The organism is Microbacterium sp. AG1240 (genome assembly GCF_003635115.1).
In the GTDB taxonomy this organism is placed as follows: domain Bacteria; phylum Actinomycetota; class Actinomycetes; order Actinomycetales; family Microbacteriaceae; genus Microbacterium.
In genome coordinates this window covers 517182-540084 of record NZ_RBXJ01000003.1, presented here as the reverse complement: position 1 = coordinate 540084, position 22903 = coordinate 517182, and the positions used below count along the sequence as shown (strand labels likewise).

At 71.0% G+C, this 22903-nt stretch carries 17 protein-coding genes; 11 read left to right on the top strand and 6 right to left on the bottom strand.

The window, feature by feature from the left end; genetic code table 11:
- Positions 1-19: 19 nt before the first annotated feature.
- The 3 genes from DEU34_RS14565 to DEU34_RS14555 all read left to right on the top strand — a co-directional run bounded on the left by DEU34_RS14565 (position 20) and on the right by DEU34_RS14555 (position 4020).
- Entirely contained in the window at positions 20-2185 is a 2166-nt protein-coding gene (locus DEU34_RS14565) for an MMPL family transporter (protein ID WP_121151452.1), read from the top strand.
- A gap of 132 nt (positions 2186-2317) precedes the next feature.
- Positions 2318-3070 (top strand): SDR family NAD(P)-dependent oxidoreductase, encoded by a 753-nt coding sequence (locus tag DEU34_RS14560; protein WP_121151450.1) that lies wholly within the window; start codon positions 2318-2320, stop codon positions 3068-3070.
- Positions 3071-3192: 122 nt separating this feature from the next.
- The gene (locus DEU34_RS14555) at positions 3193-4020 is read left to right on the top strand and encodes an SDR family oxidoreductase (protein WP_121151448.1); all 828 of its coding nucleotides are present in this window, start codon (positions 3193-3195) and stop codon (positions 4018-4020) included.
- 61 nt (positions 4021-4081) lie between these two features.
- Here DEU34_RS14555 and treS read toward each other — a convergent pair whose 3' ends face one another.
- The gene (gene treS, locus DEU34_RS14550; RefSeq protein WP_396652133.1) at positions 4082-6391 is read right to left on the bottom strand and encodes a maltose alpha-D-glucosyltransferase; all 2310 of its coding nucleotides are present in this window, start codon (positions 6389-6391) and stop codon (positions 4082-4084) included.
- A 169-nt stretch (positions 6392-6560) separates the two neighbouring features.
- Here treS and DEU34_RS14545 point away from each other — a divergent pair, with 169 nt between their 5' ends.
- The 8 genes from DEU34_RS14545 to DEU34_RS14510 all read left to right on the top strand — a co-directional run bounded on the left by DEU34_RS14545 (position 6561) and on the right by DEU34_RS14510 (position 15663).
- A complete protein-coding gene (locus DEU34_RS14545; protein WP_121151444.1) occupies positions 6561-7898 on the top strand; it encodes an alpha-amylase family protein in 1338 nt (445 codons plus the stop codon).
- A 168-nt stretch (positions 7899-8066) separates the two neighbouring features.
- Entirely contained in the window at positions 8067-9200 is a 1134-nt protein-coding gene (locus tag DEU34_RS14540; protein ID WP_259460180.1) for a polysaccharide deacetylase family protein, read from the top strand.
- 114 nt (positions 9201-9314) lie between these two features.
- Positions 9315-10442 (top strand): glycosyltransferase family 2 protein, encoded by a 1128-nt coding sequence (locus tag DEU34_RS14535; protein WP_121151440.1) that lies wholly within the window; start codon positions 9315-9317, stop codon positions 10440-10442.
- Positions 10443-10643: 201 nt separating this feature from the next.
- Positions 10644-11207, top strand: a complete 564-nt coding sequence (locus DEU34_RS14530; RefSeq protein WP_121151438.1) for an NYN domain-containing protein — start codon at positions 10644-10646, stop codon at positions 11205-11207.
- A 43-nt stretch (positions 11208-11250) separates the two neighbouring features.
- Positions 11251-11508 carry a glutaredoxin domain-containing protein gene (locus tag DEU34_RS14525; protein WP_121151436.1) on the top strand — a complete coding sequence of 86 codons (258 nt, stop codon included), beginning with the start codon at positions 11251-11253 and terminating at the stop codon, positions 11506-11508.
- A gap of 31 nt (positions 11509-11539) precedes the next feature.
- Entirely contained in the window at positions 11540-13276 is a 1737-nt protein-coding gene (locus DEU34_RS14520) for an aldehyde dehydrogenase family protein (protein WP_121151434.1), read from the top strand.
- 72 nt (positions 13277-13348) lie between these two features.
- On the top strand, positions 13349-15118 hold the full coding sequence (locus DEU34_RS14515) for a sodium:proton antiporter (RefSeq protein WP_121151432.1): 1770 nt from the start codon (positions 13349-13351) through the stop codon (positions 15116-15118).
- 71 nt (positions 15119-15189) lie between these two features.
- Positions 15190-15663: a dehydrogenase gene (locus DEU34_RS14510; RefSeq protein ID WP_121151430.1), complete on the top strand. Its 474-nt coding sequence runs from the start codon at positions 15190-15192 to the stop codon at positions 15661-15663.
- Between the two features lie 8 nt (positions 15664-15671).
- On the opposite strand, the gene DEU34_RS14505 is transcribed toward DEU34_RS14510, so the two are convergent.
- From DEU34_RS14505 to DEU34_RS14485, 5 genes are all read right to left on the bottom strand, one after another.
- A complete protein-coding gene (locus tag DEU34_RS14505; protein WP_121151429.1) occupies positions 15672-16511 on the bottom strand; it encodes a hypothetical protein in 840 nt (279 codons plus the stop codon).
- A complete protein-coding gene (locus DEU34_RS14500) occupies positions 16508-17185 on the bottom strand; it encodes a response regulator transcription factor (RefSeq protein ID WP_121151427.1) in 678 nt (225 codons plus the stop codon). The genes DEU34_RS14505 and DEU34_RS14500 overlap by 4 nt, the downstream gene beginning before the upstream one ends.
- Positions 17186-17234: 49 nt before the next feature.
- Positions 17235-18563: a histidine kinase gene (locus DEU34_RS14495; protein ID WP_121151425.1), complete on the bottom strand. Its 1329-nt coding sequence runs from the start codon at positions 18561-18563 to the stop codon at positions 17235-17237.
- Positions 18564-18762: 199 nt separating this feature from the next.
- Positions 18763-21186 (bottom strand): acyltransferase family protein, encoded by a 2424-nt coding sequence (locus DEU34_RS14490; RefSeq protein WP_121151423.1) that lies wholly within the window; start codon positions 21184-21186, stop codon positions 18763-18765.
- Positions 21187-21252: 66 nt separating this feature from the next.
- Positions 21253-22899 carry a serine/threonine-protein kinase gene (locus DEU34_RS14485; protein ID WP_121151421.1) on the bottom strand — a complete coding sequence of 549 codons (1647 nt, stop codon included), beginning with the start codon at positions 22897-22899 and terminating at the stop codon, positions 21253-21255.
- Between the last annotated feature and the right edge of the window lie 4 nt (positions 22900-22903).

Here is a 22903-nt window from a genome sequence, read left to right as displayed (position 1 = left end):
AGCAGCCGGGAGACAGACCATGAGCGCACTCCGTCGCTTTCTGACATCTGCCAAGACGTCGTGGATCATGCTCGTTCTCGCGGCCGTCGCCGCCGCCGTTCTCTTCGGCGTCGCCGGGTCGGAGGAGTCGGAGACCGCCCCGACGGTCGGGCTTCCCGACACGGCGGAGTCGGTGCAGGTCGACCAGCTGCGCGAGAACTTCCCGAGCGCCGACAGCACGTCGGCCCTCCTCGTCTTCGCCTCCGACTCCGGCGAACTCGATGATGAGACCCTCGCCCTCATCGACGCGAAGGCCTTCGGTGAGCTGGCCAACGTCTCCCGCGACGGATTCGTGCCGCCCGCGCAGGTCTCGGAGGACGGCACCGTCGCGCTGCTCGTGGTTCCTCTCGAACCCGAACCCGACGTGGCGGCGCAGACCGAGCGCGCACAGCAGCTCCGCGACACCGCTGCCGCCGATCTCGACGGCGTGCGGGTCTACCTCACCGGCGCCGAAGGGTTCGAGGTCGACATCGCGGCGGTGTTCGCCGGCGCCGACGTCACCCTGCTGCTCACCACCGTCATCGTCGTCGCCGTCCTGCTGCTCGTCACCTACCGGAGCCCCTGGCTGTGGCTCGTGCCGCTCGCCGTGATCGGTCTGGCCGACTCTCTCGCCGGCATCGTCGCGCGCCAGGTGGCCGGCGCCGTCGGCGTGCAGCTCGATGCGTCGATCACCGGCATCCTGTCGGTGCTCGTGTTCGGCGCGGGAACGAACTACGCGCTGCTGCTCATCGCGCGCTACCGCGACGAGCTGCGCCTCTACGAGAGCCGCCGGATCGCGATGCAGGAGGCGCTGCGCGGAGCGGGGCCGGCGATCATCGCCAGCGGCTCGACCGTCGCCCTCGCGCTGCTCACCCTGCTTCTCGCCGAGCTCGCCGGCAACCGCGCTCTGGGCCTCGCCTGCGCCGTCGGCATCGTCGTCGCGATGATCTTCGCCCTGTTCGTGCTCCCCGCAGCGCTCGTGCTGTTCGGCCGCGGTCTGTTCTGGCCCTACATTCCGCGCTACGGCTCCGCCGACGCCATCTCGCGCAGCGTGTGGGGGAAGCTCGGCCGGGGAGTCTCGCGGCGACCCGTGGTGGTCGCGACGGCGGGCTTCGTCGTCTTGGGCGCGATGGCGAGCGGGCTGTTCTTCGTGCAGACCGGGCTGTCGCAGAACGACCGCTTCCTGCAGAAGCCCGAGGCCGTGCAGGGCCAGGAGGTGCTCGCCGAGGCGTTCTCGGCCGGCACCACGTCGCCGGCGGTCGTCATCGTGCCCCTCGACGAGGCCGAGGATGCGGCGAGCGCCCTGGCCGACCTCGACGGCGTCGATGCGGCCACCGTCGGCGAGACGACCGACGATCTCGCTCAGATCGACGTCACGCTCGATGCGGGCGCCGAGACCGACGCGGCCTTCGCGACGGTCGAGAGCATGCGGGCGACCCTCGACGACGTCGGCAGCGGTGAAGGACTGGTCGGCGGCCTCGACGCCCAAGCGCTCGACGTCTCGAACGCGCAGGCCCGCGACCAGGCGCTCATCATCCCGCTCATCCTGGTGCTGGTCTTCGTCGTTCTCGTCGTGCTGCTGCGAGCGATCGTGGCCCCTCTGCTGCTGCTGCTCGCCGTGGTCGCCAGCTTCTTCTCGGCGATCGGGCTCAGCTGGTGGATCTTCCAGTCGCCGCTGTTCGGCTTCCCCGCCATCGACACGAACGTGCTGCTGTTCAGCTTCCTCTTCCTCGTTGCCCTCGGCGTGGACTACAGCATCTTCCTGGTGACGCGGGCGAAGGAGGAGTCGGAGCACCTCGGCATCACCGAGGGGATGATCCGCGCCCTCGCCGCCACCGGCGCGGTCATCACCAGTGCCGGCATCCTCCTGGCGGCCGTCTTCGCCGTGCTGGGCGTGCTGCCGCTGATCACCCTCACGCAGATCGGCACGATCGTCTGCATCGGCGTGCTGATCGACACCCTGCTCGTGCGGACGGTCGTCGTGCCGGCCCTGGCCTTCATCACGAAAGACCGCTTCTGGTGGCCGCGCACCCCGGCCGTACGCGACGCCGATGCCCTCGCGCACGTGGCGAGCGCGTCGGCTGGACGCGGCGGCAGCGACGACCTGGCGCCGTCGGGCACGCGCCGGGCACGCCGGACCGAGTCGGACCGCCGGCCGTCCCCCTGACCCCGACTGCGCGGGTCTGTCTCGCCGGGGCACGGAATGCACGGCGAGCGAGCACGTTGCACTTCCATACACACGCATGAAAAGCGCGGGGTGTGAGATCCGCTCCCCGTGGCAGTGAAGGGAAGTAGTCTCATGGCTCGTTTCGACGGCAAGGTAGCGATCGTCACCGGTGGCGGCAGCGGCATCGGTGCGGAGATCTCGCGCGAACTCGCGGCGGAGGGTGCGTCGGTCGTCGTGACCGACATCAACCTGGATGCTGCGCAGTCGGTCGTCGACGAGATCACCGCCGCGGGCGGCACGGCGTCAGCCTTCACGCAGAACACGGCGAAGTGGGAGGACTCCGAGGCCGCCGTCGCCTTCGCGACGGAGACCTACGGCGCCCTGCACCTGGCCGTGAACAACGCCGGCATCGGCGCTCCCCCGCAGACGATCGGCGACTACGACATCGCCGCCTGGGACCGCGTGCGCGCCGTCGACCTCGACGGCGTCTTCTACGGCCTGAAGTTCCAGCTCCCCGCGATCGTCGCCGCCGGCGGCGGCGCGGTCGTGAACATGGCTTCGGTGCTCGGCTCGGTCGGCATTGCCCAGAACGCCGCCTACGTCACGAGCAAGCACGCGCTCGTCGGTCTCACGAAGGTCGCAGCGCTCGAGTACACCGCCCAGGGTGTGCGCACGAACGCGGTCGGCCCGGGCTTCATCGACACCCCGCTGGTGCGCTCCAGCCTCTCCGCCGACGCGCTCACCGCTCTCGAGGGCGAGCACGCCTCGCGCCGCCTCGGTACCGACAAGGAGGTCGCCGCACTCACGCTGTTCCTCCTCAGCGACGCCGCATCCTTCATCTCGGGCAGCTACCACCTCGTCGACGGCGGCTACTCGGCCCACTGACACCGGCCGACCTCCGTCAGTTGCCTCGTTCGGGCCCCTCCGCGACGCCGAATAGCCCGACTCGGGGCAACTGACGACAGCGGGACGGGAATACCGCGGGCTCCGGCAGCGTCATTGACCCCATGACACAGAAGACCTGGTTCATCACCGGCACCTCCCGCGGCTTCGGACGCGAGTGGGCCATCGCCGCCCTCGACCGCGGCGACCGCGTCGCGGCCACCGCTCGCGACACCTCCTCGCTCGACGATCTCGTCGAGAAGTACGGTGACGCGATCCTCCCCCTCTCCCTCGACGTGACCGATCGCGATGCCGACTTCGCGGCGGTGAAGAAGGCGTACGACACGTTCGGCGCGCTCGACATCGTCATCAACAACGCCGGCTACGGCCACTTCGGCATGGTCGAAGAGGTCGGCGAGCAGGAGCTCCGCGACCAGATGGAGACCAACCTCTTCGGCGCCGTCTGGGTGACGCAGGCGGCTCTGCCGATCATGCGCGAGCAGGGCCACGGCCACATCCTGCAGGTCTCGTCTATCGGCGGCATCTCGGCGTTCCCGAACGTCGGCGCCTACCACGCGTCGAAGTGGGCGCTCGAGGGCATCTCGCAGGCGCTCGCACAGGAGGTCGCCGGCTTCGGCATCCACGTCACGCTCATCGAGCCCGGCGGCTTCTCCACCGACTGGGCGGGCCCGAGCGCGCACCACTCCGAGCAGAACCCGGCGTACGACGAGCTGCGCGAGGCGAGCGAGAAGGCCCGCGGCGAGCGCGCCGGCAGCGGACCGGGCGACCCCGCAGCATCCGCCGCCGCCGTGCTCCGCATCGTGGATGCTGCCGAGCCTCCCCTGCGCGTCTTCTTCGGCGCTTCTCCGATCGACATCGCCAAGGCCGACTACTCCTCGCGTCTGAAGACGTGGGAGGAGTGGGACGACGTGGCCAAGCTCGCCCAGGGCTGACGCACCGGCGACAAGAGAGGGCGACCCCGTCCACCCGGGGTCGCCCTCTCGTCGTTCTCGCCTACGAACCCGTGATGATCGGGATCGCGCGAGTCATCGGCCGGGGTTCGGGTTCGGGCTCCGGCTCACCCAACAGCAGGAACAGCCCCCCGTAGGGCGGCAGCTCGATCGGGAAGCTCTGCAGGTCGTCGACGCGCGCGAGCGTCTCGCCGCTCTCGGCGTCGATCACTCCGCTGCGCGGGGTGAGGCTCTTCGAGCGCACGGTGCCCTCGATGGTCTCACCGGAGAAGTTCAGCACTGTGATCTGCAGCGGGGCATCATCTCGCCGCTTGTCGCCGCCGTCGAGCCGGTGCACGAGCACCAGCATGCTCTGGTGGGCGACCTGCGGGATGTCGATCTGCGACGCGATCGCGATGTCGTGCGCACGGCGGGTCGAGAGCACGTCGCGCAGCCCCACCGCGAACGACTCGGGGTTGGACAGCTGCGACGGCAGGGATCCGTACAGCGACCGGGCCCGCGGCATCCCGGCGAGCGACCTCGTCGCCTCGGGGGCCACGTCGAGAAGATCGTGCGCACCGCGCTCGATCCATCGCGTGTCGCCGGTGGCGATGAGCGAGCCCACCTGCTCGGACGGGAGGGTCAGGGTGCCGGTGAGGTCCCACCCCGACAGCGCGAAGACACCGGGCTGCCAGGCGTTGTACTTCGCCAGCAGCAGGTGCGCATCGCGGATGGCGGGCATGTCGTCGTCGGTGATGTCGTCGAGTCGCGCCTTGCCCTGGGTGGCGGCGATGAGCGAGGCCGTCGTGCACGCGATACCGTTCTGCGTGAAGACGAGGTTGTAGTCGGCCTCCATCGTGAGGCTGTCGGTGAGGTCGGCGCGCACCTCCTCGGCGAGCTCCAGCCCGGTCACCTCGCGGTGACGGTAGGTGTACACGTCGTCGCGGTGCGTGGTCGCCCAGTGCACCAGCTCGTACGTCAGCTCGTCATGGTTCTGCAGGCCGTGCACGAGCTGGGCGGGCTCCACGCCGATCTCGAGCGCGGTGTTCAGAGCGAGACGCAGGAACTCGGTGTTGCCGGTCGCAAGGGCGTGGTGGTAGCCGGGTCGGGTGACGAAGTCGTACGACAGGTCGGCGCCGACGGCTCCGGTGTCGCGGATGTCTTCGATCGTGAGGTTGAGCTCCTGGAACGTGAACCCGCCGACCTTGCGCACCATGCTCGCGATGATGTGGTTCGCCGCGTGCGAGAGGGGGTGCCCCTCCGACCATGCGGGCAGGCCCTCGGTGCTCTTCTCCACACCGAGGAAGCCGTTCGCGTCGAGGCGCAGGGCGCTCGTGCCCAGATCGCCGAGCGAGTGCAGGGCATCGCCGATGACGAGCCTCATGCCCGAGAAGGTGGGGTCGAGCCAGTTGATCGACGGCTGCCCCTCCTTGAAGTAGTGAAGGTAGACCCAGCGCCGCTCGACCCCGTCGACACCGGTGACGGCTGCGGTGGCGCTCCAGTTCGTCTCCTTCACACCGACCGTGTAGAAGATGACGCGCTGCAGCTCGCCGATGATGTACCCGCGCTCGCTGAGCTCGCGCTCCTGGTCGCGGTCGAGGTTGACCGAGTCGCGACCGTCGGGGATGACCGGGAGCAGCCCCCAGTCCTCCGGCGGGATCTCGACCATGTGGTAGATGCCCGGGTAGTCCTTATACGCCATCTCGGCCAGGCGGAAGTCGGCGCCCTTGCCCGTGTGTCCGGGCACGATGTCGTCGATGACGCTGCCGCCGTGGCTGTCGGCCACGTCGGCCAGGCGACGGAAGTCCGCCTCATCGCCGAACTCGGGGTCGATCTGCGTGCTGATCCGGTCGAAGTGCCCGTCGACGCTCGGGGTCTCCTGCCAGCCGGTGATGCCGCCGGCCCGCTTGACGGGACCGGTGTGGATGCCGGTGATCCCGACCTGCTCGAACGCCTCCCACAGGGCCTCGTCGCCGAGGGCGTGCAGGAACGACTCGCCCGGGCGGGTGATCAGCGACAGCGGATAGGCCGTGAACCACACATCGCTCGTCTCGATGGCCCGTCGGGCGTCGGGGCGGGCGTAGGGGTTGCGCCACATCGAGGGCTGACCCGACAGCTGCCGACCGAGCACGTCGGCGTCCTTCAGCATCGACTGCCGCACGAGCCACTCGATGTAGGCGGGGTTCGTTCCGTTCGCCGTTCGCGGGTCGGTCGCGAAGCGGCGCAGCGTTCCGCCGCGCATCTGGTCGCGGGGGCGGAGCCGGCGGGGTCTCGCCGGGTAGCGCTGTTCGTCGTAACTGATCTCGGTCGTATCACGCTCGACGATGTCTTCGTCCTCGACGGGTGTCGAGTCGCGCTCGATGGGTTCGTCCACGGAGGGTCCTTCCCAGGCGGCACAGCACAGCATTCAGGTGGTCACGATCGTATCCGCGCGCGAGACGCGAACAGGTGGAGGTTGACCGTGCCGACGCGACCCGATAGGTCGCGCGGTTCGACCGCGCAACCCTGCACGGTCGGGCGCGATCACCGTGTTGACTGGCCAGATGGCACTCTGGGTCGACCACGCGATGTGGTGGCACGTCTATCCGCTCGGCTTCGTCGGAGCCCCCATCCGTCCGGAGGGCGACGAGGCGGATGCGGCGCAACACCGTCTCGACCGCATCGGCGGGTGGCTCGACCACATCGTCGAGCTGGGGCTGAACGGTCTCGCCCTCGGTCCGGTGTTCGCCTCGACCACGCACGGCTACGACACGATCGACCACTTCCGCATCGATCCGCGTCTCGGCGACGACGCCGATTTCGACCGACTCGTCGCCGCCGCGCACGACAAGGGCGTGCGGGTGCTGCTCGACGGGGTCTTCAACCACGTCGGTCGCGCGCACCCCGCCTTCCGCGCGCTCGACGAGAACGGGCCGGATGCCGCGACGGCCGACCTGTTCCGCGTGGACTGGAACGGGTGGGAGCCCTCCGCCCCCGTGGCGGCGGAGGTGTTCGAGGGGCACGACGCCCTCGTCGTGCTCGACCACTCCTCGCCGGCCGTCGAACAACTCGTCGTCGACGTCATGACGCACTGGCTCGACCGCGGCGCGGACGGGTGGCGCCTCGACGCCGCTTACGCGGTCGACCCCGCGTTCTGGGCGCGTGTGCTCCCGCGGGTGCGCGCGCAGCATCCGGATGTGTGGATCACCGGCGAGGTCATCCACGGCGACGCAGCCGCCATCGTCGCGCAATCGACCATGGACTCCCTCACGCAGTACGAGCTGTGGCAGGGGATCTGGCACGGCCTCTCCGACGCGAACCTCTTCGAGACGACGCACGCGATCGAGCGCAACAACGCGCTGCTCGAGACGTTCGTGCCCACCACGTTCATCGGCAACCACGACGTCACCCGCATCGCCTCCGCGGTCGGCGACGCGCGCCATGTTCCGCACGCCGTCGCGCTGCTGTGCATCCTCGCGGGCACGCCGATGATCTACGCCGGCGACGAATACGGGCTGCGCGCCGTGAAGGAGCAACGCCTCGGTGGTGACGACGCGGTGCGCCCGGAGTTCCCCCCGGTACCCCCGGCGGATCCGACGACGTTGCCCGGCGCGGAGGCGGATGCGGCCGCCGTGCTCGCGGTGCACCAGGAGCTGATCGCGCTGCGACGGCGGCACCCGTGGCTGCGCACCGCGCAGACCGACGTGGTGCAGGTGACGAACACCGCGGTATCGCTGCGGACCGCCACCGGCACCGATGCGCTCGTCACCGTGCTGAACCTGGCCGACCAGCCGGTATCGCTCCCGGCGGCCGGCGCGACGTCGGTGGCGGCGGGGACGGCGACGATCGCGGGCGCCGAGGTCGAGCTCGCGCCGCACGGCTGGGCTGTGCTCAGCAGCTGAGAAACACGCATCGGCCCAGACGCGCCGCCTGGCGCGATGTCCGAGCCGATCTGCGTGTCTCGACGCGCAGCCGACGCGTCCGCACGCCTGCCGGGGTCGGCGGACCCGCCCGGTTATGATCGCCGGGCGGGAAATGGGGGAACGATGACGTCGTCACGCGGTGAAAGGGTGCGCGCGAGACGCGCCGTCTACCGGGCGCGCCGGTTGTGGGTCTTCGGATCGCTCGCCGCGGTGATCGTGCTCGCGGCCGGCGGCATCTTCACCGCCATGGCGCTGGCCCAGTCCGCGGGATCGGGGGCGACGGCCGAGCCCGCAGCATCCGAGTCGCCCACCCCGGTTCCCGAAGAGACGCCCCTCACCCCCGCGCAGACGCTGCTCGCCTCGACGAGCGACCCGCAGGCCTGTGCGGTGCAGTTCACCGGCGACGCGATCGCGCTCGACCCCGTACTGCAGACGCAGGGGGCGTTGTACTCCGCGCTCCCGATCCCCCGCGCGGAGGGCAAGGTGTTCGCGGGCTGGTACGCCAGCGACCAGGATGCTGCGGCCCTCTCGGCGGCGGCGCGGGTGAACGGCTCCGACGCGGTCTCGTGCGTCGACCGGCAGGTCACGCTGCACGGCGCGTGGACGACCCCGGAGGTCAACGCCGCCGAAGACGCGGGGATCCCGATCCTCATGTACCACCAGTTCACCGCGAACCCCGAGGGCGAGAACAACTCGCTCAAGCTGAACTACGCCTACATCGGCGACTTCGACGCGCAGATGGCCTACATCGCCTCGTCGGGGTTCTACCTCCCGACCTGGGACGAACTGAGCGCGTTCATCGACGGCGCGCTCTTCCTGCCCGAGCATTCGGTGATCGTGACCGACGACGACGCGCACCAGACGTGGCTCGACCTCGCCGCTCCCGTCGTGGAGAAGTACAAGGTGATGACGACGTCGTTCGTCATCACGAAGTGGCGCACCGAAGGACCGCCCAACCCCTACGTGCTGCAGCGCTCCCACACCCAGGACATGCACGAGGCCGGTGAGAACGGCAAGGGCCGGATGGTCAATTGGACCGCCGACCAGATCGCCGCCGACCTCGAGCAGTCGGCCCAGGTGCTCGGCGTGAAGGAGGTCGTCGCCTACCCGTTCGGGCACTACAACGACACCACCAAGCGGGGTGTCGCCCAGGCCGGATTCGAGATGGGTCGCACGATCGAGCAGGGATATGTGCGGATCGGCACCGATAAACTCGCCCTCCCGTGCATCCGCATCAACTACGGAATGACCGTCGACGATCTGGTCGGTCTCATCGGCTGATCGCCCTCTCCCGCGGAAAGACGCCCTTTTCCCGCCTGTGGGCGCCCATAGCCGCGTCTCAGGAACCCCCGTTAGGCTGAAACGTCCTTGGAACCAGCAGATCGAGAGTCCTTTATGGATGTGTCCGTCATCGTCCCCACCTTCAACGAGGGGCCGAACGTTCGGGAGCTTCTCCGACGCCTCGACGCAGCTCTGACCGGCACCGCGTTCGAGGTGGTGTTCGTCGACGACTCCACCGACAGCACCCCCGACATCATTCGCGAGGCCGCGGCGAAGACCGACACCCCGGTGCGCCTGATCCATCGCGACCACCCCACCGGCGGCCTCGGCGGCGCCGTGGTCGAGGGCATCCAGGCGTCCACGTCGGAGTGGTGCCTCGTCATGGACGGCGATCTGCAGCATCCGCCCGAGGTCATCCCCGACATGCTCGCCCGCGCCCAGCGCGGTGACACCGACGTCGTCGTCGCCTCGCGGTACACCGCCGGCGGCACGTCGGACGGACTCGCCAACGCGGTGCGCACCGGGGTCTCCCGCGCGTCGACACTGCTGACCAAGGCCATGTTCCCCCGCAAGCTGCACGGCTGCTCCGACCCGATGACCGGTTTCTTCCTCGTGAACCGCACGGCCATCGACGTCGACTCGCTGCGCCCGCGCGGGTTCAAGATCCTTCTCGAGATCCTCGCGCGCAAGCAGATGCGCGTCGCCGAGGTGCCCTTCGACTTCGCCGAGCGCTACGCGGGCGAGTCGAAGGCGTCGTTCACGCAGGGCATCCGCTTCCTCACGCAGCTGACGATGCTGCGCTTCGGACGCATGTCGGCCTTCGCGCTCGTCGGCGGCGTCGGCGCTCTGGCGAACCTCGGCATCATGTGGGCCCTCATCGGCTTCGGCATGGAGTACATCTGGGCCTCGATCTTCGCGAGCATTGTGACGATCATCGGAAACTTCCTGCTGCTCGAGTACCTCGTCTTCGCCGACATGCGCCAGGACTCGGGGCTCATGCGGCATCGCTTCCTCAAGTCGTTCACGTTCAACGGGATCGAGGCGATCATCCGCATCCCGGTGCTGTGGGTTCTCGTCGAGCGCACGCACATCCCGAGCGTTCTGGCCGCCGCCCTCACGCTCATCGCCGCGTTCGTCGTGCGGTTCCTCTTCCACGCGCTCGTGGTCTACGCACCCCGCAAGCAGCGCGGCGCGAAGGCGGAGGAGTCGCAGACTCCTCTGGCCGACGAGCTCGCCCTCTGACGCCGCCGTCGCCCCTTCCGCGGGCCTCCAGGGCTGCGCCCTCCCCAGACGCGGGTGATCGGCTCGCACGCGGGCTTCCCCGCGCGCAAAGCCCGCGGCCCGGCCGAATACCCGCGGTTCGGCCGGCGTGCGCGACGCGAATCGCCGGGGCGGGATCGGCGCGCATAGGATGCGGCTGGAACTCCCACGAAAGGGGACGCAGTGCCAGATACGGATTCGCGGACGACCTGGGTGCTCGTGGACGGCGAGAACATCGATGCCACCCTGGGCGCCTCGATTCTCGGCCGGCGGCCGCAGCCCGACGAGCGGCCCCGGTGGGACCGCCTCGTCACCTTCTCGGAGCGCGTCTGGGCGCAGCCCGCGCAGGGCGTGTTCTTCCTCAATGCCTCCGCCGGAATCCCGATGCCGTTCGTGCAGGCGTTGAAGGCGATGGACTACGTCGTCGTGCCGCTGTCGGGCGGACCCGACGAGAAGATCGTCGACATCGCCATCCAGCGCACGCTCCAGGCGATGCGCGACCGCGACGCCGACGTGATGCTGGTGAGCCACGACGGCGACTTCCTCCACGACCTGTCCGACCTCATCGGCTCTCCGCGCCGCGTCGGCATCGCCGCATTCTCCGAGTTCCGGAACGCCGGATTCGCCTCCATCCCGGGGTTGGAGAAGTTCGACCTCGAGTACGACGCCCGGGTGTTCGACGCCCCGCTGCCGCGGATCCGCGTCATCCCGATCGACGAGTTCGACCCGAGCGCGTTCCTCGGCTGAGACCGACCGCCCGGCGGGCACCCAACCCGGCTAGCCTGGAGCGATGACTTCGGATACTCCCGTGAAGATGTTCGGCGCCCAGTGGTGCATCGACTGCCGCCGCACGAAGAAGCAGCTCGACGAGCTCGGCATCTCGTACGAGTACGTCGACCTCGAGGCCGACCCCGCCGCCGCCGACGTCGCCCGCGAGATCTCGGGCCGCACGCAGATCCCCGTCGTGGTCTACCCCGACTCGACGCACCATGTCGAGCCGTCGAACGCCGACGTCGAGGCCAAGCTCCGCGAGCTCTCCCTCATCTGAGACTCCCCGCCCGAGCCACCCGGAGCGCGTGATGGCGGAACCGACAGCGCAGAGCGTCCCCGACGCCGCTCGGATCGACGCCGACATCGCCGCGCTCGAGACGGGTGCCCGACTGTGGACCGTGCTGACCGTCGAGCAGCGCGCGCGGCTGCTCGGCCGTCTGCACGAGACCGTCGGCGCGGTCGCCGGCGAGTGGGCCGACGTCGCCGCGACGTCGAAGCAGCTCGGTCGGCAGCATCCGCTCCGCGGCGAGGAATGGCTCACCGGCCCGTACGCCACCCTCGGCGCGCTCGAAGCCGCCCGCGCGACGCTCGACAAGCTCGCCGCCGGCCGCACTCCTCTCGACGGGGTGCGCCTCGACGACGCCCCGGGTGGCGGGCTTCGCGCGCGCGTGCTGCCCGCGCAGCCGATCGACCGACTGCTGCTCTCGGGGTTCCGCGGCGACGTCTGGCTCGAACCCGGAACCACGCGAGCCGAGGCCCGGGATGCCGCGGGCCTCGCCCAGCTGCACCCCGACGCATCCGGCGGGGTCGGTCTCGTGCTGGGCGCGGGCAACGTCACGTCGATCCCGGTGCTCGACGTGCTGTACGAGTTGCTGTCGGCGAACCGGGTATCGCTGCTGAAGGTCAATCCGACGCAGGACGCCCTCGTGCCCGTGTTCGAGCGTGCCCTCGCGCCGCTCATCGAGCCGGGGTTCCTGCGCATCGTCCGCGGCGGCGGAGACGTGGGTGCCTACCTCACGCAGCATCCGGCCTTCTCGCACGTGCACATCACGGGGTCGGCGGCCACGTTCGACGCGATCGTGTGGGGCACCGGCGACGAGGCGGCCCGTCGACGGGAGGCGGACGATCCGGGGCTGACGACGCCCATCACCGCGGAGCTCGGCGGGGTCGCGCCGGTCATCGTCGTGCCGGGCCGCTGGAGCGACGCCGACCTGCGTTTCCAGGCCGAGCACATCGCGACCATGCGGCTGCAGAACAGCGGGCACAACTGCATCGCCGCACAGGTCGTCATCGTGAGCTCCGAGTGGCCGCAGCGAGAGGCCTTCCTCGACGCGCTCCGCGCCGCCTACGACGCCGCGCCGGCGCGGCCGGTCTGGTACCCGCGCAGCGACGAGAAGGTGCGGTCGGCGGCATCCGACTACCCGACCGCACGGCGCGACGCAGACGGGTCGCGGATGCTGGTGGAACTGGATGCGGGCGATGACCCGACCGCCCTGGAGACCACCGAGTATTTCGCCCCCGTGCTCGGCGTGGTCTCGCTCGCCGGCACGGGGCAGCGCTTCGTCGAAGCGGCCGTGGCGCACGCGAACGAGCGTCTCACCGGCACCCTCGGCGCGAACGTGCTGATCGACCCCGCGACCGAGGCATCGCTCGGGGCGGGTTTCGATCGGGCGATCGCGTCGCTGCGGTACGGCGGCATCGCCATCAATGCGTGGACGGGAGTGTCGTTCACCGTGCCGCAGCTGAGCTGGGGCGCCTTCCCGGGCGGGTCGCTGCGCGACGTCGGCAGCGGCCTCGGCGTCGTGCACAACGCGCTGCTGCTCGACCGCGTGGAGCGGTCGGTGCTGCGCGGACCCTTCCGGCCGTTCCCGCGGTCTATCGGGGCGCTCGCCCAGCGCAAGGGCGTCTTCACCGTGCTGCCGAAGCCACCGTGGTTCGTGACCGCGCGCACCGGCACGGCGGTGAGCGAAGGACTCGCGCGCTTCCGCGCCCGCCGTAGCTGGCCCGCGCTGCTCGTGACGCTCGCCCGGGCGTTCGGCGCCTAGCGGCCGGCCCGCCGCATCCCCCGCCACCCCGGCGTCGCAACACCGCGCTCGTGCGGGTCCTATGCTCGTGTCGTGCTCGACCCCCTCCTCATCTTCGTGGGCGCGGTCGTCGTGATCTGCCTCGCGACCGCGTTCGGCCCGCGCTTCAACCTCGCCGGCCCGCTGATCCTCATGGCGCTGGGCCTGGGCGTCAGCCTGCTGCCGTTCGTGCCGGCGCTCGAGATCGACCCCGAGCTCATCCTGGTCGTCGTGCTGCCGCCACTGCTGTACTCGGCCGCGGTACAGCTGCCGGCCATCGAGTTCCGCCGCGACTTCGGACCGATCGCCGGGCTCTCGGTGCTGCTCGTGGTGGTCAGTTCGATCGTGCTCGGCCTGTTCTTCGCCTGGTTGATCCCGGGCCTCGGCATCGCTCTGGGCATCGCCCTCGGCGCCATCCTGAGCCCCACCGATGCCGTGGCCACCTCGATCGCGAAACGGCTCGGCATCTCCACCCGGGTCGTCACGCTGCTCGAGGGCGAGAGCCTCCTCAACGACGCCACGGCCCTCGTGCTGCTGCGCACCGCGATCGCGGCGGTGGCGGGCGGATTCGCCGTGGGCGACACCGTCTTCGCCTTCGGCCAGGCCGTGATCGTGGCCGTGCTCGTCGGCGCGGTCGTGGGCTGGGTGAACCTGCGCGTGCGGGCGTGGGTCGCGCACTCCGCGGCGAACACGGCTCTCAGTTTCACGATCCCCTTCATCGCCTACCTGCCGTCGGAGCACCTGGGCGGATCGGGGCTGGTGGCGGCCGTGGTCGCGGGCATCGTCACCGGACAGGGCGCGGCGCGCTGGTTCACCCCCGACGAGCGCATCTCCGACCGCCTCAACTGGCGAACGGTCGAGCTGCTGCTCGAGGGCGCGGTGTTCCTCGTGATGGGTCTCGAACTGAAGGAGATCGTGCAGCGCAACCTCGAGCGCGACCAGGGCCTCTGGCAGGGTGCGTGGCTGGCCCTCGCGGCTCTCGCCATCGTGCTCATCGTTCGGAGCGCCTACGTCGCGATGCTCGTCTGGCTTCAGGGGCGGAGGCGGAGGCATCACGGGCGCACCCGCGAACGCGTCGAGGCCATGGACGACCGCCTCGACCAGTTCGAGGCCAGGCTCGACGCCGGCCCGACCGACGTCGAGCCCCCGCGCCGCGGCGGCGGTCGACCGACACGTCGGTTCGACATGGCACACGCGCGTCGTCGCATCGAGATGGGGCGCTCGCGCCTGCGGCGGCTCGTCGCCGACCTCGACTACTACCGCGATACGCCGCTCAACTGGCGGCACGGTTCGGTCATCGTCTGGGCCGGAATGCGCGGCGTGGTCACGCTCGCCGCCGCCCAGACCCTCCCCCGCGACACGGTCGAACGACCGCTGCTGATCTTCGTGGCGTTCCTCGTCGCGGTGCTCAGCCTCCTGCTGCAGGGGCTCACGCTGCCGGGGCTCGTGCGCATGCTCGGCCTCACCGACGACAACGCCGAGGGCCCCACGCGCGAGGAGCAGCAGGCACTGAACGCCGAACTGCGCTCGGCCGCCGGCGAGGCGGTGGCCGCCGGCAAGCTGCAACGACGCGACGGCCACCCCTTCCCGGAGAACATCGTGCGGGTCGTCGGTGCGCGCATGACGCAGCCGCCCGACGAAGACGTCGACGCGCGCACGCAGGAGGTGCTCGAGCTGCGTCTCGCCATCATCGAGGTGATGCGCGCACGCCTCGGAGAGCTCTCGCACGACGGCCGACACGCGACGGCGGCGCTCCGGCACGCGCTGGCCGAGCTCGACGCCGACCAGCTCAGCCTCGAGCTGCGCCTCGACGACGCCGAATAGCACCGCTCCCCCCTGCTCGATAGTGCGATCGGGGGTGCCGTCCCGCACAATGGAGGGGGCGGGAGGGTGTCATGACGAAGACGACGGATGCTGCGCAGTCGCACGATCCGGTGACGGACGACGCACTGACGAGCCCCCTCCACCTGCCCCACATCGCAGCCGATTGCCCGAAGTGCTTCACCGAGCTGCAGCGCGATCGCGACTGGTGGCTCGCCCGCCCGGCCGGATCGCGGCTCGTCGGCCTCGTGGTCTCACGCCCCGGCATGCCCTCCGTGGTCGAGCAGCGCGACGACCTGACGCGGTTCGGGGTGCCGATCGAGGGGTTCCGGCACCCGGCGCCCGAGACGCTCGAGGTGTGGCCCGACCGGCTGACCCGCTTCTTCGACACCCTGTCGCGAGGCGACGTGCTGGTCGTCGCCAACGTGCATGCCCTCGGTGCGACGCTCGAGCAGGAGACCCGCGCGGTCGCCGATCTGCACGCCCGCGGTGTCATGGTCAAGGTGCTCGGCCACGGCGGCCGGCATCTGTTCGACACCGGCCGCTGAGACCGTCGTCAGTCGGCTGTCAGCAGCGCATTTCCCGCGTCGACCTGCACGTACACCGTGCGCGTCGAGCCCGGCTGTGTGCGCAGACGATTGTCGACGCCCCCGGCGGAGACACCGGTGGTCACGTCGTAGACCTCGTCGGGGAGGGTCAGTTCGACGGATCCGGCGCTGACCGACGCTGTCACCGCGTCGGGTGCGGTCCCTCCCAGCCGGGTGATCAGTTCGCCCGCCTCCGTCGACAGCGCAGCCGTCGACACGTTCGCCAGGTCGATCTCGCCGCGCCCGGCGTCGATGTCGGCGGTCAGCGTCTCCGCGGTGCCGCGCACAGCGACCCGGCCCGCGGCGAGAGTGAGGCCGAGATCTCCGAAGTCGCCGGACGCATCGACCGATCCTCCCGCGACCGTCACGGCGGTATCGACACCGGCCAGGTCATCGGGCAGGGTGAGCGTCGCGCGCCCGTTGCCGCCACCGAACCACGACAGCATCGAGCTGCGCGGCGTCGCTACGCGCAGCGCGGAGCCGTTGCGCTCGAACGTCCACGATCCGCGGGTGAACTCGCGCACGTCGAGTGATGCCTCCGTCACGTCGTCGAACACGACGGTGAGCATCACCGCGTCGACGTCGATCGTGACGTTCGAGACCCCGCCGACGGCGACGGAGCGTTCCTCGTCGCGCGCTGCTGCCGCGGCGACGGTCGGGACGGCCGCCGCCGCGACCGTGCCCACCACCACGGCGACGCCGAGCGCTGCCGTCAGAAGCGCGATGACGCGCGGTGCCGTGCGATGGCCCTGGCCGCTCGGATCCGTGGACGGGGGCGTCGCCTCCGGCGGGACGAAGTGCGTGGTCATCGTGCTGCTCCTGTCTGCGGCGTGCTGCCGCCGTGCTCGAGGTGGACGAGCGCTGCCTGCACCCGGCGGTTACCCGACTCGTCCTGCTCGAGTCCGAGTTTCTGGAAGATGGCGGTGATGTACTTCTCCACGCTCGCCTCCGAGACGAACAGCGCACCGGCGATCGCCTGATTCGAGCGCCCCTCGGCGATGAGCGCGAGAACCGCGCGTTCGCGATCGGTCAGCCGCTGCATCCGTGCGTCGCGGCTGCGCCGACCGAGCAGCTGGGCGACGACCTCGGGGTCGAGCACCGTCGCCCCCTCGGCGATGCGGCCGAGCGTGTCGAGGAAGTCGGCGACGTCGGCCACGCGGTCTTTCAGCAGATACCCGAACGCCCCTCCGCCGCCGGCGATCAGATCGCTGGCGTAGCGCTCCTCGACGTACTGCGAGAGCACGACGACCGGGAGGGTCGGATGCTGCGCACGTAGGCGTACCGCGGCGCGGATGCCCTCGTCGGTGAAGGAAGGCGGGAGCCGCACGTCGAGGATGCAGAGGTCGGGCACATCCCGGGCGACCGTCTCGTCGAGCCCGTCGGCGTCGGCGAGCGCCGCGATCACCTCGTGACCCGAGTCGTCGAGCAGACGGACGAGGCCCTCACGAAGGAGGACGGAGTCCTCGCAGATCAAAATACGCATCGCACGATCCTTGCGTCGGTCACGTCGGCTTCGGTCGGAGAGGGGTGGTTCAAGACGCGCACGGGACGCTCACCTCCAGGGCGGTCGGGCCGCCGTTCGGACTGTCGAGGCGGAAGGTTCCGCCGGCGGCGGCGATGCGGTTCGCGATACCGTCGAGGCCGCCGCCCGGAAGGATACGGGCGCCGCCGAGTCCGTCGTCCTCGACGCGGGCCCAGAGACTGCCGTCCTCGCGGCTGCGCACGACCACCCGCACACCCGTCGCCCTGGAATGCTTCGCCGCGTTCGTGAGCGACTCCGCGATCGCGAAGTAGGCGGCGGCCTCGGCGGTGCGTCCGCACCGCCCGTCGATGCGGACGTCGAGATGCACCGGCACGTGCGAGCGCGCAGCGAGCGCCGAGAGCGCAGCATCCAGCCCCCGGTCATCGAGCACCGAGGCGTGGATGCCCCGCGCGAGCTGGCGGAGTTCGGTGATGGCGGCCTTCGTCGAGGTGTGCGCCTCTTCGATGAGCGCCTTGGCCGCGGTCGGGTCGTCGTCGATCTTCTGCCGGGCGAGCCCCAGCGTCATTCCCACCGACACGAGCCGTGGCTGCACGCCGTCGTGGAGGTCGCGCTCGATGCGTGTGCGCTCGACCTCGGAGGCGCGGATCGCGCCGGCACGCTGCGCCCCGGCCTCTCGCGCCTCGGCGGCCAGCTGGGTCTCGCGAGAGGGAACCATGATCAGCCGCGACAGCACGCCGTGCAGCAGAGCGAGGCCGATGATCACCGCGATCGAGAACAACGCGATGATGGGTCCGACCAGCGGCGCCCAGGTGACGGGAACGTCGAGCCCGAACATCGAGACCGTGTCTGCGTAGAGGGGCGCGAAGGCGATGGTGACGCCCGTGGCCGCGACCGTCACCAGGGTGACGACCAACGCACCGAGGATCGTCGAGATGGAGAGGTTCGCGATCGCTCGCCAGACCGAAGGGTCGATCGCCTGGCGCCAGAACATACCGAGCACCCCGGCGAAGCCCGGCTGCGTCGGTCTGCGAGCCGAGAGCGGGGGAAGGCCGAAGCCGTAGAGGCCGTCGACCCGGGCGTTCTCGAGCCATGCGACGGCGAACAGCACATACGCCAGCGCGATGAGCACGATGATGCCGACACCCGCGGCGAAGACGAGACCCAGCCCGCTGGCCAGCGCGGCGAAGAGGCCGATGAAGACGAACGGTCCGACGAGTCCGAGGGCGGCGAGCTGCGCCGCGGCTCCCGCGACGCGCAGCGGTCGGGCGGTCGACGGCACGGCGGGGTCGTCGCGCCGGGTCGCCACGGGGGCGGATGCTGCGGGGGGAACCGCGGCGGGGGCCGGGAGCGGCGGCGGCGCGGTCGTCTGCGAACTCATACCCCCACGGTAGGACGCGCGCCTCACCGGGGCCGCCGAGTCACCCGGAGCGGTTCTTCGGGGTATCCCGAAGGCGCTCGGGCTGCGAGCAGTTTCGGAGGAGATGCGCACTGGGGAGGGCGCACGCGACGGAACGGCCCTCCGGAACGCACATCTCCTCCCGAACGCACGGTCGATCGAAGCGACGTGAGCGCCGCGGCTAGAACAGTCCGGTGGCGGCGAGGTCGGCGCGCAGCACCGGCACGATGTGCTCGGCGTACGCGACCGTGAGGTGCGATTCGTCGTAGCGGATCGGCATGCCGCCCGCGAAGGCCGGGCACACCCCATCGACGCAGCTGAAGTCGAGCGACGCGATGGCGTGATCGCCCGTCTCGGCGGCGACGGCCTCGGCGGCGGCCTGCATGGCGTTCCACGTCGGATCGACGGCCGTGGTGCAGTTCGCGGGAGCCGACAACGGCGAGTAGCAGCGCGACAGGTCACCGCCCTTGGGCGGCGGGGCGAGGTAGACGACGCGCCCGGCGGCGCCGTACGTGCCGGCCTCCGCCCGCGACGCGCGGAGGAGGTCGCCGGCCGTGAGGTTTCGCCCGTCGATCGTGTGGGCGAGGGTGTACGCGTTCGAGACGACCACGAGGTCGGCCGGGTCGGCCGCGATCATCCCGCGCACGTCGACCTTGCGCTGGGGGCACGCGGCCATCACGCCCGCGCCGTCGTTCTGCACGAGCACGTCGGTGAAGCGGCATCCGTACAGACCGACCGTCGTGACGCGCCACTGACCGGCGCTCTCCTCGGCCAGCTTCTTGAACGCGGGGGCGTAGGCCATCGCGCTCGAGTCGCCCACGAGGTACATGTGCCGCGGCGCACCGCCGTCGCCCCAGGTGCAGCGCCCGAGCTCGATACCGCTGTCGGGTGAGAAGCAGTCGCGCGCGGGGTTGGCGCTGGACGAGCGCTGCATCACCTCGTCGAGCGACGGCCGCAGTTCCGGCCACTGCGTCGCCGCCACCGCCGCGGCGAGCTCGGCCTGCGCCGTCGCGACAGGATCATCGGCCGGCGCGGCGACGGTGTCGCCCGGCGCAGGAGCGAGGGGTCCGATCGTGGGCGAGCCGAAGGCCACCATCGTCATCAGCACGACCGCGCCCGCGCCGATCGCGAGTCCCGCGGCGCCCAGGCCGAACTGCGGCCGGAAGCGCGCGCGCCACTGAGCCCACGCGGAGGGGGTGGGCGCAGCTTCCGGATCCGCCGCCGCGGATGCTGCGACGACGGCGCGCGCCACCGGCTCGGGCGCGCGCCGGGGCTCGGCGATCGGCGGCCGTTCGAGGTGGGCCTCCGCGGGCGCCCCCGCCTCGATCGCGAGCGGGGCGGCCGGCCGTGGGCGCGAGCCGGGGTAGTACCGCGTTCCCGGGGTCCATCCCTCGGGGCGCGTCGACGGGAGGCGCGCGGCGACGGGAGACGCCTCGGGCTCGACGGCCGCGGTCGCGACCTCGGGCTCGAGCGTGGGCGGCGTGGGCGCAGCATCCGTCGCCGTCCCGCGCAACCACGGCGAGCGGTGCAGGGGCTGTTCGATAAGGACATACCCGCTCACCGAGAGCACGATGATCGCCGCCGCGACGATGAGGGTCGATTCCGTACCGGCGGGCAGCAGCACCGCGGCGAAGACGATCACGGGGAAATGCCACAGGTACAGCGAGTAGGAGATGTCGCCGACGAACACGCTCACCGGGTTCGTCAGGGGGAAGAGGTGACGCTGGCGGGGATCGCCGCCGGCACCGCCCGCGACGACCAGCACGGCAGCGGCCACCGGGAGCACTGCCCAGGGGGCGGGGAAGGGCATCGTGTCGGGGTCGACGACCAGGAACGACCACACGACACCCGCCGCGCCGAGCCACCCCATCACCCAGCGGAGGGCGGCGGGGATGCGCGCCAGCGCGGGCACGGCGACGGCCAGGAGCGCGCCGATCGCCAGCTCCCAGGCTCGGGTCGCCGTCGAGAAGTAGGCGACGGTGGGGTTCTCCGTCGTCTGCACCATCGCCCATCCGCCCGACACGACCACGATCGCGGCCGCGGCGACCCCGACCACGGCACGCGCCGCCCCTGTCCGCCTCGCCGCGACCGGCAGGAGCAGCACGAGAACGACCAGCAGGGCCGGCCAGACGAGGTAGAACTGCTCCTCCACCGACAGCGTCCAGAAGTGCTGGAGCGGAGAGACGGCATCGGCCGCGTGGAAGTAGTCGGTGCCCTCGGCGGCGAACCGCCAGTTGGCCACGAGAGCGAGGGCGGCGAGCGCGTCGAAGAGCGTGCGGTCGGCCTGCGTGCGGTTGAAGACGACGAAGGCGACCGCCACGGTCACCGCCAGCACGACCGCGGCGGCAGGCAGGATGCGGCGGATCCGACGCGCGAAGAAGTCGCGCAGCGAGATCCGCCCCGTCGCCGCGAGCTCGCGGAGCAGGAGACCGGTGATCAGGAACCCCGAGATCACGAAGAAGACGTCGACACCGGCGAACCCGCCGCGCGGCCAACCGATCAGGTGGGCGAGCACCACGGCGACGACCGCGAGCGCCCGAAGACCCTGCAGGTCGCGTCGCACGGGCGTGCGGGGTGAGGAGGAGGTGCTGGTGTGGAAGGTCACTGTGTATCCGGAGAAGCCGAATGCCAGTGTAGTGACGCCGCGCGACCGCGTGGAACCGCTCCCGCGTCAGGTCGTGCAGGCCGTGCTGGGTGCGGAGGCCTGGCCGTTGGCCCGGCGCGTGAGCACCTGGACGCAGGTCGTCCCCGATGGATCGGCGGCAACCGTCACGCTCGTCTCCGCCGTGCGTTCGAGCACGGGATCGGATCCATCGCGCGGAACGACCCCCCAGAGGTACTCGTCGCCGTCCTCGGGGGCGGGGTTGGTCCACGTGAAGGTGACTCCGTCAGAGCCGACGGCACCGGCGAGCCCCTCGGGGGCACCCGGCGCGACGGGCACCACGTCGATCGGCCTGTCGGAGGCCGAGGCCTCGGGCGTGGGCGCGGCGGGACCGCCGAGCACGGCCGGCAGCGCGAGCGCGAGGATCACGCCGACGACGACCACGAACGCGGCAGCCCCGAGTGCGAACCAGAGTCCGCGCTTCGACCGGGCCGCCACGGGAGGCGCGGATGCCGAGGGAGGCGCGGATGCCGCGGCCGTCGCGCTCGTCGGAGGCAACGGCGGCGCCGCGGGCGCCGCGGTCTGCGCCGCGGTCGGCGCCGGCACCGTCTCGAACCGCGACGGACCGGCCGGCAGCGGGTCGATCGCCGCCACGCGCACGACGGTGGCGTCGCCGGAGCTCTGCGGTGCCGCGGTCTCACGACGCGAACGTCGCGTCGCGTCGTCGGGCGCCCACTGCTCGGGCGCGGACGGGGGTGACACAGGCGCGGGGGCGGGGTCGATGCTCACCACGCCGCGCACGCGCGTGAGTCCGTCGTCGGCGTCGTCCACGACACCGGCCGGGGTGCCGTCGTCGAGGATGTCGATCGGGGTCACCGAGTGCGCGAGTTCGATCTGCACCTTCTGCAGCGCCCGAGCGAACTCGAGAGCCGTCGAGTAGCGGTCGGCCGGCGATTTCGACATGGCGCGCTGCAGCACGCGCTGCAGCGACGGGGGCACGTCCGAGCGGCCGATCGGCGCGAGGGGCGCCGACTCGATGCGGGTGATGAGTTCGACACCGGTGTTGCGCTGCCCGGGGAGCTCGAACGGCGAGCGCCCGACGAGCAAACTGTAGAGGGTGGCGCCCAGCGACCAGACGTCGGAGCGCGCGTCGCTCGTGGGCTTCTCGCCGACGACCTCCGGCGGCGACCACGGGATCGACAGCCCTCCCGCGTCGCCCGCCCCGGCTGCCGAGGCGATGCCGAAGTCGGTGAGGGCGGGGCGGTTGTACTCGGTGACGAGGATGTTGGCGGGCTTGATGTCACGGTGGAGCACATCGGCGCGGTGCGCGGTCTCCACCGCCGCGCCGACCTGCACGCCGATGCGGAGCGCCTCGGCCACGGAGAACAGCTCGGCCCGGTACCGCACCTGCAGGTTCGGTTTCGGGCAGTACTCCATGACGAGGTAGGGGCGGCCGTCCTCGGCGACACCGGCCTGGTAGATCGTGACGATCGCCGGATGCGTCGAGAGCATCGCCATGACGTTCGCCTCGGCCGTGAACTCGTCGATCGAACCCGTCGCCATGCGATCGGGCAGCAGCACCTTGACCGCCACCCGGCGACGCGGGAGCTCCTGCTCGTAGAGGAAGACGTCGGCGAAGCCGCCGGAGCCCAGGAGCTCGACGGGGGTGAACCCGGCGAGCTCGGGGGGTGCCTGGGGTGCGCGGCGACCGCTCACGACC

What these genes read in the sequence shown, in the direction of transcription:
- DEU34_RS14500 (WP_121151427.1), bottom strand. Translation starts at nt 17,185, where the DNA reads ATGCGTATTTTGATCTGCGAGGACTCCGTCCTCCTTCGTGAGGGCCTC.
- DEU34_RS14565 (WP_121151452.1), top strand. Translation starts at nt 20, where the DNA reads ATGAGCGCACTCCGTCGCTTTCTGACATCTGCCAAGACGTCGTGGATC.
- DEU34_RS14520 (WP_121151434.1), top strand. Translation starts at nt 11,540, where the DNA reads ATGGCGGAACCGACAGCGCAGAGCGTCCCCGACGCCGCTCGGATCGAC.
- DEU34_RS14495 (WP_121151425.1), bottom strand. Translation starts at nt 18,563, where the DNA reads ATGAGTTCGCAGACGACCGCGCCGCCGCCGCTCCCGGCCCCCGCCGCG.
- DEU34_RS14560 (WP_121151450.1), top strand. Translation starts at nt 2,318, where the DNA reads ATGGCTCGTTTCGACGGCAAGGTAGCGATCGTCACCGGTGGCGGCAGC.
- DEU34_RS14535 (WP_121151440.1), top strand. Translation starts at nt 9,315, where the DNA reads ATGGATGTGTCCGTCATCGTCCCCACCTTCAACGAGGGGCCGAACGTT.
- DEU34_RS14545 (WP_121151444.1), top strand. Translation starts at nt 6,561, where the DNA reads ATGGCACTCTGGGTCGACCACGCGATGTGGTGGCACGTCTATCCGCTC.
- DEU34_RS14525 (WP_121151436.1), top strand. Translation starts at nt 11,251, where the DNA reads ATGACTTCGGATACTCCCGTGAAGATGTTCGGCGCCCAGTGGTGCATC.
- DEU34_RS14510 (WP_121151430.1), top strand. Translation starts at nt 15,190, where the DNA reads ATGACGAAGACGACGGATGCTGCGCAGTCGCACGATCCGGTGACGGAC.
- DEU34_RS14555 (WP_121151448.1), top strand. Translation starts at nt 3,193, where the DNA reads ATGACACAGAAGACCTGGTTCATCACCGGCACCTCCCGCGGCTTCGGA.
- DEU34_RS14505 (WP_121151429.1), bottom strand. Translation starts at nt 16,511, where the DNA reads ATGACCACGCACTTCGTCCCGCCGGAGGCGACGCCCCCGTCCACGGAT.